Source organism: Pseudoalteromonas sp. B62, from assembly GCF_037162565.1.
Taxonomy (GTDB): domain Bacteria; phylum Pseudomonadota; class Gammaproteobacteria; order Enterobacterales; family Alteromonadaceae; genus Pseudoalteromonas; species Pseudoalteromonas fuliginea.
The window spans coordinates 2,535,463-2,552,199 of record NZ_JARLVB010000002.1 but is presented as its reverse complement, the minus strand read 5'-3'; the positions used below and the strand labels follow the sequence as shown (position 1 = coordinate 2,552,199).

The window sequence follows — 16,737 nt, the reverse complement described above, 5'->3', positions numbered from 1 at the left end:
TAACAATAGGAGAGTTATTTATTAAAAACGATATTCTGCGCCTATGTAGTAATAAGCACCATTAAAACCAAATGGAGCTGAACGGCGAGAGTATTCAAATACACCGGAGCTGCTTACTACAGTGTTACCGTTAGCATCAACGATTGTGCCTGAACGTGAGTTACCAATTTTGTTTTTGTCTGGGTAAACGTCAAACAGGTTATTAGCACCAATATTCACAGATAAATCTTCTGTTACGAAGTAATTAACTTTAACATCCGTTAAGATTTCTGCCGAATAAGTTTGGCTATCACCATCCTCTACGGTGTATTCACCAAAACGATTCAGTGATAAATTAACCGTCCAGTCATCACGTTGATAAAGCGCGCTTAAATTAATGCGATCCTCTGGTTGCCACTCTTCGATGATTGAAATCTCTTGTTCCGAGAATACATCTTCAACCGGCACAGTTTCTAAACCAGAACCTGATGGCGTAAATAACGATACAACATCAGTTTCAGTAAAGTTAGCCGCAAGTGTAAAATCAAGCGTACCGCCTAAGCCTTCTGTATTCCATGTTGCAACAAAATCGATACCACGAGTTTCTGTATCTGCACCATTTAAGAAAAACTGACCAGCGCCTGCACCTGAGCTAACTAAGGCCGCATCTAAGCTTGAAGAAAGCCCTTTACCCAAACGGTTACTAATAACAATACGGTCGTCAATATCAATTGAGTAGTAATCAACTGTTAAGTTGATGTTATCTGTCACGTTGTAAACGATACCTAAACTACGGTTTTGAGATTTCTCTTCTTTGAGTTTTGGAATACCTAAACTTTGTGCAAGTGTTGAGTCATTTCTAAATGTCCCTACTTCCTCAGCAACTAATGTACCATTAGGGCCTGTCACGAACTGCGTACTAATATTGTTAAAGTATAGTTGTTGCATAGATGGCGCTCTAAAGCCTGAACTTAATGCACCACGTAATGAAATATCATCTGTAACCGACCAGTTACCCGCTAGTTTAAAGTTAACAGTATCACCAAAACCTTTGTAGTTATCGTAGCGAAGTGCGCCAGATATAATAACATCTTCAATAAAGTATGCTTCTGCATCCATATAAAATGAAATAACATCGCGTGACTCGTCAACCGACGATGCTGGAGATGAACCACCAAAACCTTGTGTGCCACCAGATGCATCTTCACTGCCTACACCACCACTTAACCCATCGTAAATACTTACGCCGTTGTTTGTATCATAATCTCGGTATGCATATTCATTACCTTCTAGGATACGGTATTCGTCAGTACGAATCTCAGCACCCATTGCTAAAGAATAATCATCAAAGTTTTGTGTGAAATCAAGATTGATTGTTTGTAGTGAGAGCTCCATGCCATAAGCGTATGCTTCACGTGGAATAGTTGTACGGATATCAGCTGCACTTAAGCCTTGGTCGTAACGTAAAAAATTAGCGTATGAAGCATTAATTGTGTCACTTGTCGTGTAATCAATGCTGTTTTCGCCGTAAGTGTAGGATAAGTCTAAGCTAGCATCGTTATCAAATTGTGTCTTATAACCAAAGTTATATGAAATATCATCGATCGTTGTGTTGATTTTTGGTAAAAAACCTAGCGGAATCGTCGCATCATTATCTTGTAGTACTGGGTTGCCACCCGCATTTGCATTGTGACGGAAAAATGCAGCTGATTCGTTATCACGCGTTGAATAAGTAATAAAGCCATAAAGCTCGCCATCGCCTAACTCATAACCTGTATTAATTGTTAAACCAAACTGTTGAGAGTCGGCATCACCAATTCTAAATGTATCTCTGTCTGCGGTCACTTCTCGTGGATCGCCAGCCAGTAAAGTACCGTCACTTAATTCTGTACAACCGTAAAATTGGCATGAACCATGTAAACCAGCACGGTTAGTAGGTGAACGGTCGCGATAGTTAATTGTTGCATTTAAATAACCGTCATCGCCTAGTGCAAAACCTTTGTTAAAATCGACGTTAACTGTTTCGCCATCACCTTCTGAATATTGACCATAATTGATAGCCGCTTTACCGCCTTCACTACCATCTTTAAGTACAATATTAATTACACCGGCAATTGCATCAGAACCATACTGAGCCGCAGCGCCATCACGCAGAACTTCAATACGTTTAATAGCTGACGCAGGTATTGCATTCATGTCAGTACCCGCAGTACCACGTCCTACTGATGTATTAATATGAATAATACTTGCTTGGTGGCGACGTTTACCATTGATCAACACTAACGTTTGATCTGGACCTAAACCACGAAGCGTGGCAGGTCTTAATGCATCGGTACCATCACTAATCGACGAGCTTGAAAAGTTAAATGAAGGGGCAATAGACTGTAACATACGGCCAACTTCTGTTTGGCCCGTATTTTCAAGCGCTTCTGCACTTAGAATATCTACTGGAACGGGTAAATCTTCAACTGAACGTCCCGCTACACGGCTACCGACAATAGCAATTTTTTCAATTTTTTCTTGAGCAACTTCTTCTGCTGCATTCACACCTTGCGAATTTGCCGCAAGTAACGCTGGTAATATAGCTGCACTGACCGCTGAAAGCTTCATCATGTTGTTATCATTCCTGTTGATTTGTTTGAATTTTATACTCAGCAATCCATTTTGATCAACAACCGCATCGAGCTCAGTTCCACCTAGTAATGCCTGTAAAGCATCAAGTTGGGTATAAAATCCATATACCGAATTTGCATCATACTGCTTAGCTAACTCATAAGAAAACACCACGGTTTGCTCTGTTTGCTTAGCAAATTCAATTAAGGCTTTGTCTGCTCGCTGCGCTTTTATATCAAATTGCACCATTTGCCCAGTGGTTTGCGTCGCGGCTTGTACACTGATGCTAAAAATAGCGGGGACAAGCACACTTAAACCACCCAATAAATACGTATGGTTACTGCGCAACTTATATAAACAGCTGAAAAACAAAAATCCTCTATGGTTTTGTTTCTTTTTTTAATCTTTTTTTACGTGATATCTTTATAGGTGCAACTTTATCTAACATTAGCTTGATTTGCATAGCTGCTACTTATGATTCTGTATGGCGTTTAAGACTAACTACATGCTCGCCTAAGCGTTCATGATCAATCGAAAAATTAGTTTGTAAGCTCTCAAGTAAGCCAGCTACATCGCCGGCTTTAAATACACCAGCCACTTTAATACTAGCAAGTTCAGCTGACGACAATTCAAAACGCGTTGCGGTATAACGGCTTACTTCATTTAAAGCATCGCTTAATTGTTCACCATTGAAAATTAACATACCATTTTGCCATGCTAAATCGCGCTGAACATCGCCCGCAGAAAGTTGCGTTATCGGCTTTGTTATACTTTGCTCAATAATCGCTTTCTCGCCCGAAGTAACAATATTTGCATTAATTTTGCGAATTTTTTGCGTACTATTATCAGCAAGTTGATATGCTTTAAAATCATTAGCATCTACAGCAACACTTGGGTCGGTAATCATCACTTTACCTTCGGTAACCACAAGTTCTAAATCTGATGAAGTATTGCGTTGCACATTAAATACCGTGCCTAACGCGGTAAAGCTTTTATCACCAGCCATAACACTGAACGGACGCGTCGTATCTTTAGCCACATTAAATCGCCCTTCTCCACGACTGAGTAATAGCTGCCTGCGCCCTTTGCTGTAAGCAACTTCAAGTAAACTATTGGTATTTAACTGAACAATCGTTCCATCGGGTAAAACATAAGTAGCTTGCTCACCTACTTTCGTTTTATAAATTTTAGTATAATTAACTTTAGCAAGTTCTTGGTTATAACCATTTTCTAAATTGATCAGTAAATAGCTACACACCATTAATGCTGCAAATAAACTGGCTGCAATCGAGTAAGAAAACATCCATCTATTTTTAGACTGTTTGCTACTACGGTGCGGGAATAAATGACTTAATTCGTTTAAAACAGATATTTCATCCCAAAGCTGAGCAAGTTCATATACAGCATCTTGATGAGCAGTGCTTTGCATCATCCACAATTTAAATTGCTCTTTTTCGTCAGCACTTAAGCCGCGATCTATTGCACTTATCCAATTACAGGCTTTTTCGAGAATTAAATCTTTTGAGGTAAATTGATGTACGTTGCTCATTTTGAAACCCTCTCTAGGGGTAACGATTGCACTGACATAATACTTGCATCAGGAAGTTCGTGGGTTTTGTCATGCTCTCGCATATACAACATAGTCTGTAGTAATCCTTTGGCAATGTGCTTTTCAACCGTACTTTGACTTAATTGCATCTCGCTCGCTATCTCTTTTTGGCTCATGCCGTATACTTTTTTAATATAAAACATTTACGAATTGATACACTTAATTGCTCTGTGGCTTTACAAAAAAGTAAAAAGCGCTCTTTAGATGTGTATTCATCTTCTAACTGCATTGATTTAAGTAATACAGGCAACTCACTGTCTTGCTCAAGGGATTCGTTAAATTTATTATCCCATTTAGCAATATGATTAAGTGCTAAATGCTTTGCTGTTTTAAGCATATAACTGCGAGTAAATTGAATATCTTGCTTTAAGTCAGCTTCATAGCTTTTTATAAATGTTTCTTGCACAATGTCTTCTACGTCATCGGGCTGAACTATTCGAGAGACAAAGCGCTTAAGTTGACTTGAAATATCAACAAATGTTGACATAAACGTTATTTTTTTCGTCATCCTTAACTAGCACCTGTTGTTATTTTTATTACCTTTAGATTACGAGTTTTGAGCATAAAAACAAGCAAAATGTTAACTTTGGGTTATTTATATGTATTGTTTTTAAAAAGGAAAGTTTATGAGTAAACTTTTAGACTATATACGATTAAGTTTTTTTGCGTGTGGTTTACTTTTAGGTGTGCAAATTCCTGCATTTGTGAGTGATTTTGGGCAAGCATTATCAGCCCAATTAATTGAAGCTAATAATGCCGTTGCGCCTTTTAAAAGCGACGCAACTAAGTATTTCAATAATGATTTAAATAAGCTAATAAAACACTATCAAAATATTGATGATGAAATTGTGAACAAAGGGGCAAGTAATATCAGTACTCTTTACGAACGACAGCAAGACTTACAGATAGCCGTAAATAGGTTTGAGAAATCTCCGTATATATTTACTATGATCAGTGGCATGAGCGATATAAAGCAACAAGTATGGCAACGCTTTGAAGGTCAAATCATTTTAAAAAAGACTCTATTATAGCCGCCATTGTTGCAGCCATAATAGTAGCCTTGCTTGCAGAGCTTACTGGTTATTTGTTTTTAACTGGAGTAAAACGCTCATTTAAACGCTTATTCGCAGCTCAAAAATAGTGATTTCATAAAATCATAAAATACATCGGTTTTACGGGTTGTTAAACTATTTTGCGGACGTAAAAACCAAACCGGTGCATCATCTTGTGCCATTACGCCTGGCATTACTTCTACTAAAATACCATTTTTAAGATCTTCATTAATCGCTATTTTTGACTTAATAGCAATACCATGACCTGCAATAGCAGCTTGTGTCATATTATCGGAGTTTGAAATAGTAAAACGTGTTTTAGCATTAAAGGTATGGATTTTTTTGTGTTCGTCAAAAAGCTTTAACTGGCGTTGCCACGGCAGGCAAACCCAATAATGTTCACTCAATTGCGTTAAATTTTTAGGCATGCCGTACTTTTCTATATAGCTAGGGGCTGCACACAGTATGCGACTATTGTTTACGATTTTACGAGAAAGTAATCCTGAGTCATTTAATTTTCCCACCCTAATTGCAACATCTTGAGCGTCATCAACCACATTTACAAAATGATCCGTTATTAAAAAATCAAGCTTTAGTTCAGGGTAAGCTTGCTCAAACTCATTGAGTTTAGGCATTACGTATTTTGAAAAAACCCATGGGGGCATTGTCACTCTTAGTAAGCCACTTACCGATGAGCTACGCGCACCAATACTATGCTCAGCATCGCGTAAAGCTTCTATTATGGCGCCAACTCGGGTGTAAAATATTTCTCCAGCGGGAGATAACCGTACTCGTCTGCTATCTCTAAAAACAAGCACTGTAGCAAGCTCTCGTTCTAGTTTACTTAAGCGATGGCTCACTGTTGCAGGCGATAAACGCTGCTCGCGGGCAGCAGCAAGTACTCCCTTATTTTCAACTACAGCTATAAATGTTTCTAGGTCGCTCAAATTATACACAAACTTGCCAATCTCTATTTTCAATGTTTAATATTTTCGAATGAAGCTTTTAGTTTTGCAATGTTTATTTAAATAACTGGAACACTATAATTGTAGATAGTTTAATTATTGAGGTTCAATCATGAGTTTAAAAGCGCAAATAGATGCCTATAACGTACAAAAAGATGCCAAATTGCCAGCTGACGTTTTGGCACTAATGAACACTACAAACGAAGAGCTAATTGCACAGCATATTAAAGACAATGCATTGCAAATTGGTCAAAAAGTAGAAAACTTTAGCTTAGCCAACCATAACGGCGAAAACATTGAGCTTGCAGATTTACTAAAAAAAGGTCCGGTAATTATTAGCTTTTATCGTGGTGGCTGGTGTCCATATTGTAATTTAGAACTAAAAGCACTTAACGACTACTTACCACAATTTAAAACTCAAAGTGCTCAGTTAATCGCAATATCACCACAGCTACCTGATGAAACTCTCTCAACTGCACAAAAAAACGACCTTGAATTTGACGTGCTTTCCGATCTGAGCAATAAAGTAGCTGAGCAATTTGGTTTATTGTTTACACTTGATGAGCGTATTCAAGCGTTATATACACAATTTGGTATTGATTTTGAACACTACTACGGCGATAAAAGCTTTAAATTACCGCTACCGGCCACCTATGTGATAAACCAAGAAAGTGTTATTACATACGCATTTTTAAGCGAAGATTACACCCTACGCGCAGAACCTATTGATGTTATGACAGCACTTGAATCGGAGAATAATTAATGTCTATTTTAAAATCGTTAAAAACACTTACTCTTTCACTACTTGTGGGCACAAGCCTTGTATCTGGTTATGCAGTCGCTGATGAACCAAAAGAACAAGCAAAACCTAAAGTGCTTATTTTTGATGTAAACGAAACCCTACTTGATTTAGCGTCAATGCGTACCTCTATTGGTAAAGCACTAGGCGGACGTGAAGATTTATTACCACTGTGGTTTTCAACTATGCTGCATCATTCATTAGTAGATACTGTAAGCGGTAGTTATCACGACTTTGGGCAAATCGGTGTGGCGTCACTCCTTATGGTTGCTCAAAACAACAACATTGATATTACAAGTGATCAAGCTAAAACAGCTATTGTTACGCCTCTTTTAACGCTTCCTCCACACAGCGATGTTAAAGAAGGACTGGCAAAACTCAAAGCACAGGGCTATAAGTTAGTAAGCCTTACAAATTCTTCAAACAAAGGTGTAAAGGCACAGTTTGAAAGCGCTGATTTAATGTCTTACTTTGATGCGCGTTACAGCATTGAAGATATTAAAATTTACAAACCAGACTTACGTGCGTATGAGTGGGTACTTAAAAAGCTAAACGTAGCACCAAATGAAGCAATGATGGTTGCAGCCCATGGCTGGGATGTTGCTGGTGCAAAAGAAGCTGGCTTACAAACCACTTTTATAGCACGCCCAGGTAAAGCACTTTACCCATTAGCTAAAAAACCAGATCACGTTGTGAAAGATTTACATGAATTAGCCGCTCTACTTAAATAAGTACACGCTGATGAATCAATACCCAAGCGGCCAATGTTAGGATGACATTGGCCGCTTTTTTATAACTAACCCTAAATATGTCTTAGTGTATTTATTTTCATAATCTGTATGTTAAAAATTGAATGTAAACAAAGCATTTAGCCCGCTATGCGTTATTTTATCTGCTAGCAATTTAGTACTCACAACGCTACTATTAAATAAATACGTGGTGGAGAACATAATGAATAGTGAAAGATTAGGTGAGTTTGAGCAGTACTTTCAAATTAATGAAAGTATAAGAGTAAATTTATTCCCCGTATCAAACGGACAAGTTCCTAAATCACAGCTTGAGCTTGAAGACGACATTCCCCCACTATTTAGATTAGCAAATGAAGTAAGTGAGCTTGAGCAAAGCTCGTTACGCCCACTGCGTAACTTAGGCGATATAGCACAAGAGCTAGCTACTTTTTTACAAGCGCAGTCACGTAAAATAGATTTAATAATGAGCCATATTTTGGCCTCAGAACAAGCCCAAGATAACGCAATACAATGTGATAGCTACGGCGGTGGCGGTATTCGTTTTACATCACCTGAAGTACACTCAATTGGCCAAGCATTTAGAACCAAACTGTTTTTGCACCACGAGGCCTCTGCGGTTTATTGTTACACCGAAGTTGTGGCAGTAGAAAAACAAGATAGCGAACACTACCAATACACTATGCTCTTTACCGCAATTAGAACCACTGACCAAGAACTTATTGTTAGAGCGAGTTTACATGCTCAAACCCGCCAACTTAAAAAACGTCAAGAACTTGATCAAAACCAAGGCGACCTAAACAGTGATAATTAGCTGACATCTTTATGTAAAATGCTAAACTAGCGCCATCTTAATTAGTATATAAAATTCATGAACTTTAGACTTTTACCAGAATGGGCCGAGCAAGACGCTGTTATGCTTACATGGCCTCATAAAGACACCGATTGGGCCGACAACTTAGCACGTGTAGAACCTGTATATATTGAACTTGCTAAACACATAACAACGCAGCAACAGCTTGTTATTGTGGCGCATAACAGTGCCTTAAAAGTGCATATTACAGCTTTACTAAATAGTGCTAACGTCTCTCTTAATCGTGTTCATTTTGTAGTAACGCCTACTAACGATACATGGGCGCGCGATCATGGTCCGCTTACTTGCGCCGCTATTGATTCACCAGAGCAATTAAAAGTATATGATTTTACTTTTAATGGTTGGGGCAATAAATTTAAAAGCGCATTGGACAATCAAATTAATCGTATTTTGGTAAAAGAGCTAAGTAGCACAAACAACCAATATCAAGCGCTTGATATGGTACTTGAAGGTGGCGGTATTGAAATAAACGAGCACGGTGTGTTGCTAACAACCAGCGAATGTTTGCTTAATAAAAACCGTAACCCTGATTTAAACCCACATGATATTGAAGCACTTTTAAAAGAGCACTTGGGCGCGACCAGTTTTTTATGGGTTGAACATGGCTATTTAGCGGGCGATGACACCGACAGCCACATTGATACTTTAGTGCGTTTTGCTCCAAATAATACCCTTGTATATGTGCAGTGTGACGATAAAACTGATGAGCACTTTAGCGCACTTGATGCGATGGAAAAACAACTAAAAACCTTTAAAACTGCCGATAACACCCCATATAACTTAATTGAGTTACCGTGGCCAAAAGCCGCTTATGACGATGAGCAAACACGCTTACCGGCTACCTACGCTAACTACTTAATTATTAATAATGCTGTGCTTGTGCCAACGTATAATGATGCCAATGATGAGCGTGCTCTTGCGCAAGTTCAAAAAGCATACCCACAACACACTATTATTGGTGTTAATTGCCAACCAATAATTGAACAATTTGGCAGCCTGCACTGTATTACAATGCAATTACCTCGTGGATTTTTAGCTGGAGCAGCACAATGACAAGCCCTGCAAAATTAACCGTTGCGTTAGTGCAGCAAAGCAATACCGATAACGCTCAGGACAATATGGCAAAATCAATGAGTGCCATTCGTGAAGCAGCTCAAAGAGGTGCAAAACTGGTTGTACTTCAAGAGCTACACCGAAGCCTCTATTTTTGCCAAACCGAAAATGTTGACGTATTTGATTTAGCCGAAACCATTCCAGGCCCTAGCAGTAATGCCTTAGGTGAGCTTGCTAAAGAGCTAAGCATTGTTATTGTGGCCTCTTTATTTGAAAAACGCGCTACGGGCCTTTATCACAATACTGCGGTTGTATTAGAGCAAGACAGCAGCATTGCGGGTAAATACCGTAAAATGCATATTCCTGATGACCCAGGTTTTTACGAAAAATTTTACTTTACCCCAGGTGATATCGGTTTTGAGCCTATTCAAACATCGGTGGGTAAATTAGGCGTGCTAGTATGTTGGGATCAATGGTTTCCTGAAGCTGCACGTTTAATGGCAATGGCAGGCGCTGAGATATTAATTTACCCAACCGCTATCGGTTGGGATCCTAACGACGACATTGCTGAGCAAACTCGTCAAAAAGATGCGTGGGTTATTAGCCAGCGTGCTCATGCTGTTGCCAATGGTGTGCCGGTAATTAGTTGTAATCGCGTAGGCCATGAAAGTGACCCAAGCGGACAAAGCGATGGTATTTCGTTTTGGGGAAATTCGTTCATTGCAGGCCCACAAGGTGAACTATTAGCAGAGGCGAATAATACTGATGAGCAAATTTTAGTAGTAGAAATTGATCAAAAACGCTCAGAAAACGTAAGACGTATTTGGCCTTTCTTACGTGATAGACGAATTGATCACTATAAAGACCTAACAAAAATATACCGAGACTAAGTAAACTTAACTCAAGATGGCTCTTACTTGCTAAGAGCCAACTATAAATGGAGTAATAAATGGCGTTTGAGCAATGGGCAGCCTTGCCTTGGGTAAAATCTCAAAAAGATAAAATTCAATGGGGCCAGCTAAGCGGAAGTGGTTTAAGTATTGCCATTGCTGAAGGCGTTAAACAACAAGACAACTTAGTCTTGATTGTTGCGCCTGATACACCAAGCGCACTACGCCTTGAAACAGAATTAGAATATTTATTACCCGATAACCCAGTCATGGTATTTCCTGATTGGGAAACTCTGCCATACGATCACTTTTCTCCCCATCAAGATATTATTTCAGCCCGTTTAGCCACTTTAAATACCTTAAAAAAAGAACAACAAAGTGTGTTAATTGTGCCTGTATCTACTCTAATGTTGCGCACAGCCCCGGCCTCGTTTATTTACGGTTCAACAATAAACTTTAAAGTGGGCGACAAACTAGACACTCATAACTTTCGTGACAATTTAGAGCAAGCCGGTTATTTAAATGTTCAACAAGTAATGGAGCACGGCGAATACGCTATACGCGGCTCAATCGTTGACTTATACCCAATGGGTAGCCCACACCCATTTAGACTCGACTTTTTTGATGACGAACTCGATACCATTCGCTTATTTGATGTAGAAACACAGCGCTCTGATGAAAAAGTAGATAAAATTGAGCTACTTCCAGCGCATGAATTTCCTACTAACGACGCTGATATTGAACGTTTTAGAATAAGCTACCGTGAAAAATTTGGCGCAAGCTCGCAGCAAGATTCAGTATACATGCAAGTAAGCAAAGGTAACTGGCCTGCAGGTATTGAATACTACATGCCGTTGTTTTTTGAAAAGCTCGCGACTATTTTTGACTACCTGCCAGATACAACAACCGTTATGCAGCTGGGTGATTTAGAGCATGCGGCAGATAACTTTTGGCACGATGTAAATGTACGCTATGAAAACCGCAGAGTTGACCCACTTCGTCCATTACTTGAACCTAATGCGCTTTATCAGCCTATTGAAGAGCTGTTTTCTAATTTAGGCAATTTTGCACGTATTAGATTATCCCTTGCAAAGCTTGGCACTAAAGCAGGTAATAAAAACTTAAGCGTTAGCGAGCTGCCAGCAATTCGAATAGACCATAAACAGCATGAACCTTATGGCGCGTTTATAAATTATGTAGCAGAGCAAAAAAAGAAAAAAGGCCGCATATTACTCAGTGTTGAATCGGACGGTCGTCGCGAATCATTGCTGAGCATTTTAAAACCAAGCGGTTTAAAATTTAAAGAATTTGAAACACTCGAACAATTTATAAAAAGTGCAAGTGACGTAGGCTTAATAGTAAGTCCGCTCGAGCAAAGTGTCGTACTTGGCACTAAGCCAAGCCTTTCTATTATTACCGAGCAAGAACTGCTTGGCATAAAAGTATCTCAGCGCAGACGCCGCAAGCACAAGTACGAAGCCAGCCAAGATGCACTAATCCGTAATTTAGCAGAGCTCAAAGAAGGTCAACCTGTTGTGCATCTCGATCATGGTGTTGGGCGTTACCAAGGTTTGCAAACAATTGATGCTGCAGGTGTAGTTACTGAGTTTGTTACGATTACTTACGCAAGTGAAGCTAAATTGTACGTGCCAGTATCTGCATTGCATATGCTGAGTCGTTACTCTGGTGGTGAAGAAGCCAGCGCCCCGCTGCATAAGCTTGGCTCAGATGCGTGGGAAAAAGCAAAAAAACGTGCGGCTGAAAAAGTTCGCGATGTCGCCGCTGAATTACTCGACATTTATGCTCAGCGCCAAGCAAAACCTGGTAATAAGTTTATTCTAGACGCCCCTGCATATCGCCAATTTAGCGATAGCTTCCCGTTTGAAGAAACTGACGATCAGCGCAACGCCATAGAAGCGGTGTTAGGTGATATGCAATCAAAGCAAGCCATGGACCGCTTAGTGTGTGGTGACGTAGGCTTTGGTAAAACAGAAGTGGCCATGCGCGCTGCTTTTGTAGCGGTTAACGATGATAAACAAGTGGCAATTTTAGTGCCTACCACCTTGCTGGCTCAGCAGCATTATGAAAACTTTAAAGACCGTTTTGCTGATTTTCCTATTGAAGTTGGTGTACTTTCGCGCTTTAACTCCACTAAAGAGCAAAAAGACACGCTTGAGAAAATGGCCAACGGTAAGCTCGATATAGTTATTGGTACGCATAAACTTATTCAACATGACATTAAGTTTAACGATTTAGGCTTGTTAATTGTTGATGAAGAGCATCGCTTTGGTGTTCGCCAAAAGAGAAAATTAAAGCACTGCGCGCTGACGTAGACATACTCACACTGACTGCAACGCCAATACCTCGTACACTTAACATGGCCATGAGCGGCATGCGCGATTTATCAATAATCGCAACGCCGCCTGCTAAACGTTTAGCGGTAAAAACCTTTGTGCGTCAACGCGATGTAGAACTAATACGCGAAGCAGTACTGCGAGAAATTAAACGCGGTGGCCAAGTTTACTTTTTGCATAACAATGTAGAAACTATTGAGCGTGTTGCACAAGAAATTAGTGAATGGGTGCCGGAAGCGAGTGTGACTACAGCTCATGGCCAAATGCGCGAGCAAGAGCTTGAGCAAATAATGACTGACTTTTATCATCAAAAATACAACGTGCTGGTATGTACCACAATTATCGAAACCGGTATTGATGTGCCTACGGCCAATACCATTATTATGGATAGAGCAGATAAACTCGGCCTTGCGCAATTACACCAATTACGTGGGCGAGTGGGTCGAAGCCACCATCAAGCGTATGCCTACCTACTAACAGGTGACCCTAAAGCGCTTTCTAAAGATGCGAGCAAACGCTTACAAGCAATCGAATCGTTAGAAGATTTAGGTGCAGGTTTTGCCCTCGCTACACACGATTTAGAAATACGTGGTGCGGGTGAGTTACTTGGCGATGATCAATCAGGTCAAATGCAAACCATCGGCTTTAGTTTGTATATGGAAATGCTCGAACAAGCAGTAAATGCGCTGCGCGAAGGTAAAGAACCAACGCTTGAAAACCTACTTCAAAAACAAACCGAAGTAGATTTAAAACTGGCTGCATTATTACCTGATGACTACATACACGATGTAAATGCACGCTTAGGTATGTACAAGCGCGTTGCTAGTTGTGCTAACCTTGATGATATGGATGAACTACAGGTCGAGTTGATAGACCGTTTTGGTTTACTGCCTGATGCTGCTAAAAACTTATTTAGCCTGCAGCAACTTAAAATGCAAGCCAGTAATCTAGGCATTACAAAAATTGAAGCGAACCCTAAAGGCGGTTACTTTGAGTTTAGCCAAGATACCAAGGTTAACCCTAGCTTCATCATTGGCTTGATACAAAGTGCGCCTAAGGTGTACAAAATGGATGGCGCAAATAAACTGCGCTTTGCAATTAGTGAGGCAAATGCCCGCGAACGCTTAAAAATGGTCACTGCAATGATTGCAGATTTCGAAAAAAGGTTAGCCATTAATGTTGCTAAAAAATCGCTTGTTGTTTTATGCTGCTTATTTAGCAGCACTGCATTTGCAGAGCGTTGGTTTGAGGTTGAAGTACTCGTTTTTAAACAACTCCCCGCCCCTTACTTACAAGAAGACTTTAGCCTTAAACACAAAGCTATTGAAGATAAGAACACCCTAGACTTACTAACGCCTCTTTATAAAGAGCAAGCAATGCAGGCCTGCATAGATGGCGATGAGCGTTTTCAAAAACGCTCATTTACCGACTCTTTAGTTAACCTAAATCCACAGTCGAATGTGTGTGACGATAGTATTGACTATATACAAAGCTACGATGAGCTCCCTGTGACGCCAATTGCTGAAACGCAAGAAACTATGGAAAAAACCTACCTCTTATCACCTGAACAATTGCAGTTTAAAACTCAATATACAGAGCTTGTTCGAAAAGGATTAACACCTATTCTGCATACTGGCTGGCGCTTTGAAGAAGCGAGTAAGTCCCGTGCACCAAGCGTACGCTTAATTGCTGGTAAACATATAAGAAATAACATAAACACCATTCCTAGCTACTCAAACCCCGATTTTGTCAGCTTACTAAACTCCCAACCTAAGCTATTTAACGATCCAGATAAACTAAACGTTAATTGGGAATTAGAGGGTTTATTTAAAATCCATCTACGTCATTATCTCTACATAACAGCCGATTTTGATATCAGTCAAAAGCTAGAAAATGGCGACATAGAATCAGCCCGCTTTTCACAGTTTAGACGTGTGATAAGCAGCGAGATTCATTATTTTGATCATCCTCGTATGGGAATGATTGTACAAATAAGAAAATTTAATCATTAATCGTATTTACCAAATAGGAAATAACAATGAAAAAACTCCTCATTATTGTGGCTACACTTAGCCTTGCAGCTTGTTCAAAAGTAAGCTTAGAGAATTACGAAAAAATAAAAATCGGAATGGATAAAACTGAAGTAGAAACACTATTAGGTAGTGCGGATAACTGTGTAGAAAAAACACTTCATACTAATTGCGTTTGGGGTGATGAGACTAAAAATATAGAAATCACATTAGTATCAGATAAAGTAACTTTATACAGTAAGCACGGTTTAACTAAATAGACGTATACTTATAGAAAAAGGAGGGCAGATTTAAGTCTGCCCTCCTTTTTTATACTAATTGCATTAAATTAGTGAGTTATTTAATTCGCTAGAATGATCATGTTTTTAATAAAAGGCGTATTATTTTGTAGAATAAATAAGTTCTATATTGACTATTTTACTGCGATTAAGGGTGATTTTATAACGTTGGTAAAGCTTTTTATCCTCTTCAGTTAACACCAGCACCATGTTTAATTGATAGCGCCTTTCTACTGCCTGCTTAGAAATTTTATTACTGTCTAAATGATATAACTTCCCCTCCCCCGCTTTAAGTAACGTGCAAACGGTGCAAGGTTAAAATGTAATGTTTGCTGTAGCGTATCGTAACCTGGTAAAAATTCTTTTGCGCTTACACGCGTTTCACTTGCAAAATGCAACCACTGAGCCGCTTGTTTATTTTGCTGACGACGTTTTGAAAAGATAGATTTAACTTCTTTAGGGATTTTTTTAAAACGTGTGTATTCGAGCCAAATAAACTGACTCGCTATTTTATCTTTAGTAATGCTATTTTTAAAACTAAATCGCCATTTAGGTCTACCCTGCACAATAGCCCGCCAGATTACACGTGTTATGTCTTCTTTAAATATTTCTCGTAAGCCATAGATCACCCCTAAAATCAAAATAAGGGTTGCAGTTACTTCTGTAAAACTTGAGCGCGCGTTTAATATTACCACCATCACAAAAGCCATTATAACGGCCGTCACTGTGCCTTTAACCAAACGTTTTAGATAGCTATTCAAAAATCGCGTTTGCCGCTGTAATATAACGCCATGCTCAATTAAGCGTTGTAGCAAGCGCATCTTATTCGTTATTCGATTAGCATCTTGCATGGTGGTTTCAGAATTATAATTTTTATCAGCGCGGTACGTATTTTCATTTTTACAAAATTGCAGTAACTCATTACGTTCTTTTGCATAATCGCTGCTACGTGGGCCTTCATCTAAAAGCTTTAAAAAAGATTGCTCAACATGCCAACTCAAGTAATTATCGGCATTGGTAAAAAATGGCAGCAACTTTTCATCATCAGGCGTATATCGACGCAGCTTTTTTAAAAGTCCTTCACTTTGTTCGTACACTTCATTGGCGCGTTTATAAAAATCATCAGCCTCGCTAATTTTTAACGCATCTTTTATATCGGCGTCGAGTGCTAAACGTACTTGGTAAGAGAATAAATTAAGATTTTGCCGATAATCTTGCTGTTCGCCTTTGTTTTTACTAACAAAACGACTTCGCACCAAGGGCAAATGAATATTATTAGCGTTATACGCTAAGTGCGATTTAAAATGGTTATTAAAGTAGGATTCTTCAGTGAGGGTTTGCGGATTAATCCCCATTTCGTTCGGAATCGAAAAGTACAGATCAATACGCTGCTCAGAACGGGGTTCAGTTCTGGTTCAATGACAAAAGATAAGTTTTCGTCTTGTTTTAACAATCAGTTCTCCTTCTAATTTACTCTTTAAGTGTACTTGCCTCC

10 protein-coding genes and 4 pseudogenes are annotated in these 16,737 nt (G+C 39.3%); 9 read left to right on the top strand and 5 right to left on the bottom strand.

The window, feature by feature from the left end:
• Positions 1-21 precede the first annotated feature (21 nt).
• The 3 genes and pseudogenes from P4S71_RS16020 to P4S71_RS16010 form a co-directional block, all read right to left on the bottom strand.
• Complete coding sequence (locus P4S71_RS16020; protein WP_337151636.1) at positions 22-2,940, bottom strand: TonB-dependent receptor plug domain-containing protein; 2,919 nt, start codon at positions 2,938-2,940, stop codon at positions 22-24.
• 124 nt (positions 2,941-3,064) lie between these two features.
• Entirely contained in the window at positions 3,065-4,141 is a 1,077-nt protein-coding gene (locus P4S71_RS16015) for a FecR family protein (RefSeq protein ID WP_007375284.1), read from the bottom strand.
• Positions 4,138-4,709 (bottom strand): annotated as a pseudogene (locus P4S71_RS16010) (RNA polymerase sigma factor). Before P4S71_RS16010 ends, P4S71_RS16015 begins: the two are co-directional and overlap by 4 nt.
• A 118-nt stretch (positions 4,710-4,827) precedes the next feature.
• On the opposite strand from P4S71_RS16010, the pseudogene P4S71_RS16005 reads away from it, so the two are divergent.
• A pseudogene (locus tag P4S71_RS16005) lies at positions 4,828-5,342 on the top strand (DUF2937 family protein).
• On the opposite strand, the gene P4S71_RS16000 reads toward P4S71_RS16005, so the two are convergent.
• The gene (locus P4S71_RS16000) at positions 5,322-6,209 is read right to left on the bottom strand and encodes a LysR family transcriptional regulator (RefSeq protein ID WP_033022922.1); all 888 of its coding nucleotides are present in this window, start codon (positions 6,207-6,209) and stop codon (positions 5,322-5,324) included. The pseudogene P4S71_RS16005 and the gene P4S71_RS16000 overlap by 21 nt on opposite strands.
• A 121-nt stretch (positions 6,210-6,330) precedes the next feature.
• Here P4S71_RS16000 and P4S71_RS15995 point away from each other — a divergent pair, with 121 nt between their 5' ends.
• From P4S71_RS15995 to P4S71_RS15960, 8 genes and pseudogenes are all read left to right on the top strand, one after another.
• Positions 6,331-6,981 (top strand): peroxiredoxin-like family protein, encoded by a 651-nt coding sequence (locus tag P4S71_RS15995; RefSeq protein WP_337150993.1) that lies wholly within the window; start codon positions 6,331-6,333, stop codon positions 6,979-6,981.
• Positions 6,981-7,748, top strand: coding sequence for a haloacid dehalogenase type II (locus P4S71_RS15990; protein ID WP_337150992.1), 768 nt, complete (start codon positions 6,981-6,983; stop codon positions 7,746-7,748). Before P4S71_RS15995 ends, P4S71_RS15990 begins: the two co-directional genes overlap by 1 nt.
• A 220-nt stretch (positions 7,749-7,968) precedes the next feature.
• Positions 7,969-8,577, top strand: a complete 609-nt coding sequence (locus P4S71_RS15985; RefSeq protein WP_002961502.1) for a PilZ domain-containing protein — start codon at positions 7,969-7,971, stop codon at positions 8,575-8,577.
• 57 nt (positions 8,578-8,634) lie between these two features.
• Complete coding sequence (locus tag P4S71_RS15980; RefSeq protein WP_337150991.1) at positions 8,635-9,690, top strand: agmatine deiminase family protein; 1,056 nt, start codon at positions 8,635-8,637, stop codon at positions 9,688-9,690.
• Positions 9,687-10,580 (top strand): carbon-nitrogen hydrolase, encoded by an 894-nt coding sequence (locus P4S71_RS15975; protein ID WP_337150990.1) that lies wholly within the window; start codon positions 9,687-9,689, stop codon positions 10,578-10,580. The genes P4S71_RS15980 and P4S71_RS15975 overlap by 4 nt, the downstream gene beginning before the upstream one ends.
• A gap of 59 nt (positions 10,581-10,639) precedes the next feature.
• Positions 10,640-14,106: pseudogene (gene mfd / locus P4S71_RS15970) on the top strand (transcription-repair coupling factor); the annotation flags it as partial.
• Complete coding sequence (locus tag P4S71_RS15965) at positions 14,080-14,946, top strand: peptidoglycan binding protein CsiV (RefSeq protein WP_337151635.1); 867 nt, start codon at positions 14,080-14,082, stop codon at positions 14,944-14,946. The pseudogene mfd and the gene P4S71_RS15965, both read left to right, overlap by 27 nt.
• 26 nt (positions 14,947-14,972) lie before the next feature.
• Complete coding sequence (locus P4S71_RS15960; RefSeq protein WP_337150989.1) at positions 14,973-15,224, top strand: DUF3862 domain-containing protein; 252 nt, start codon at positions 14,973-14,975, stop codon at positions 15,222-15,224.
• A gap of 120 nt (positions 15,225-15,344) precedes the next feature.
• Here P4S71_RS15960 and P4S71_RS15955 read toward each other — a convergent pair.
• Positions 15,345-16,695 (bottom strand): annotated as a pseudogene (locus tag P4S71_RS15955) (hypothetical protein).
• Positions 16,696-16,737: the final 42 nt, after the last annotated feature.

What these genes read in the sequence shown, in the direction of transcription:
- P4S71_RS16015 (WP_007375284.1), bottom strand. Translation starts at nt 4,141, where the DNA reads ATGAGCAACGTACATCAATTTACCTCAAAAGATTTAATTCTCGAAAAA.
- P4S71_RS15995 (WP_337150993.1), top strand. Translation starts at nt 6,331, where the DNA reads ATGAGTTTAAAAGCGCAAATAGATGCCTATAACGTACAAAAAGATGCC.
- P4S71_RS15990 (WP_337150992.1), top strand. Translation starts at nt 6,981, where the DNA reads ATGTCTATTTTAAAATCGTTAAAAACACTTACTCTTTCACTACTTGTG.
- P4S71_RS15985 (WP_002961502.1), top strand. Translation starts at nt 7,969, where the DNA reads ATGAATAGTGAAAGATTAGGTGAGTTTGAGCAGTACTTTCAAATTAAT.
- P4S71_RS15980 (WP_337150991.1), top strand. Translation starts at nt 8,635, where the DNA reads ATGAACTTTAGACTTTTACCAGAATGGGCCGAGCAAGACGCTGTTATG.
- P4S71_RS15975 (WP_337150990.1), top strand. Translation starts at nt 9,687, where the DNA reads ATGACAAGCCCTGCAAAATTAACCGTTGCGTTAGTGCAGCAAAGCAAT.
- P4S71_RS15960 (WP_337150989.1), top strand. Translation starts at nt 14,973, where the DNA reads ATGAAAAAACTCCTCATTATTGTGGCTACACTTAGCCTTGCAGCTTGT.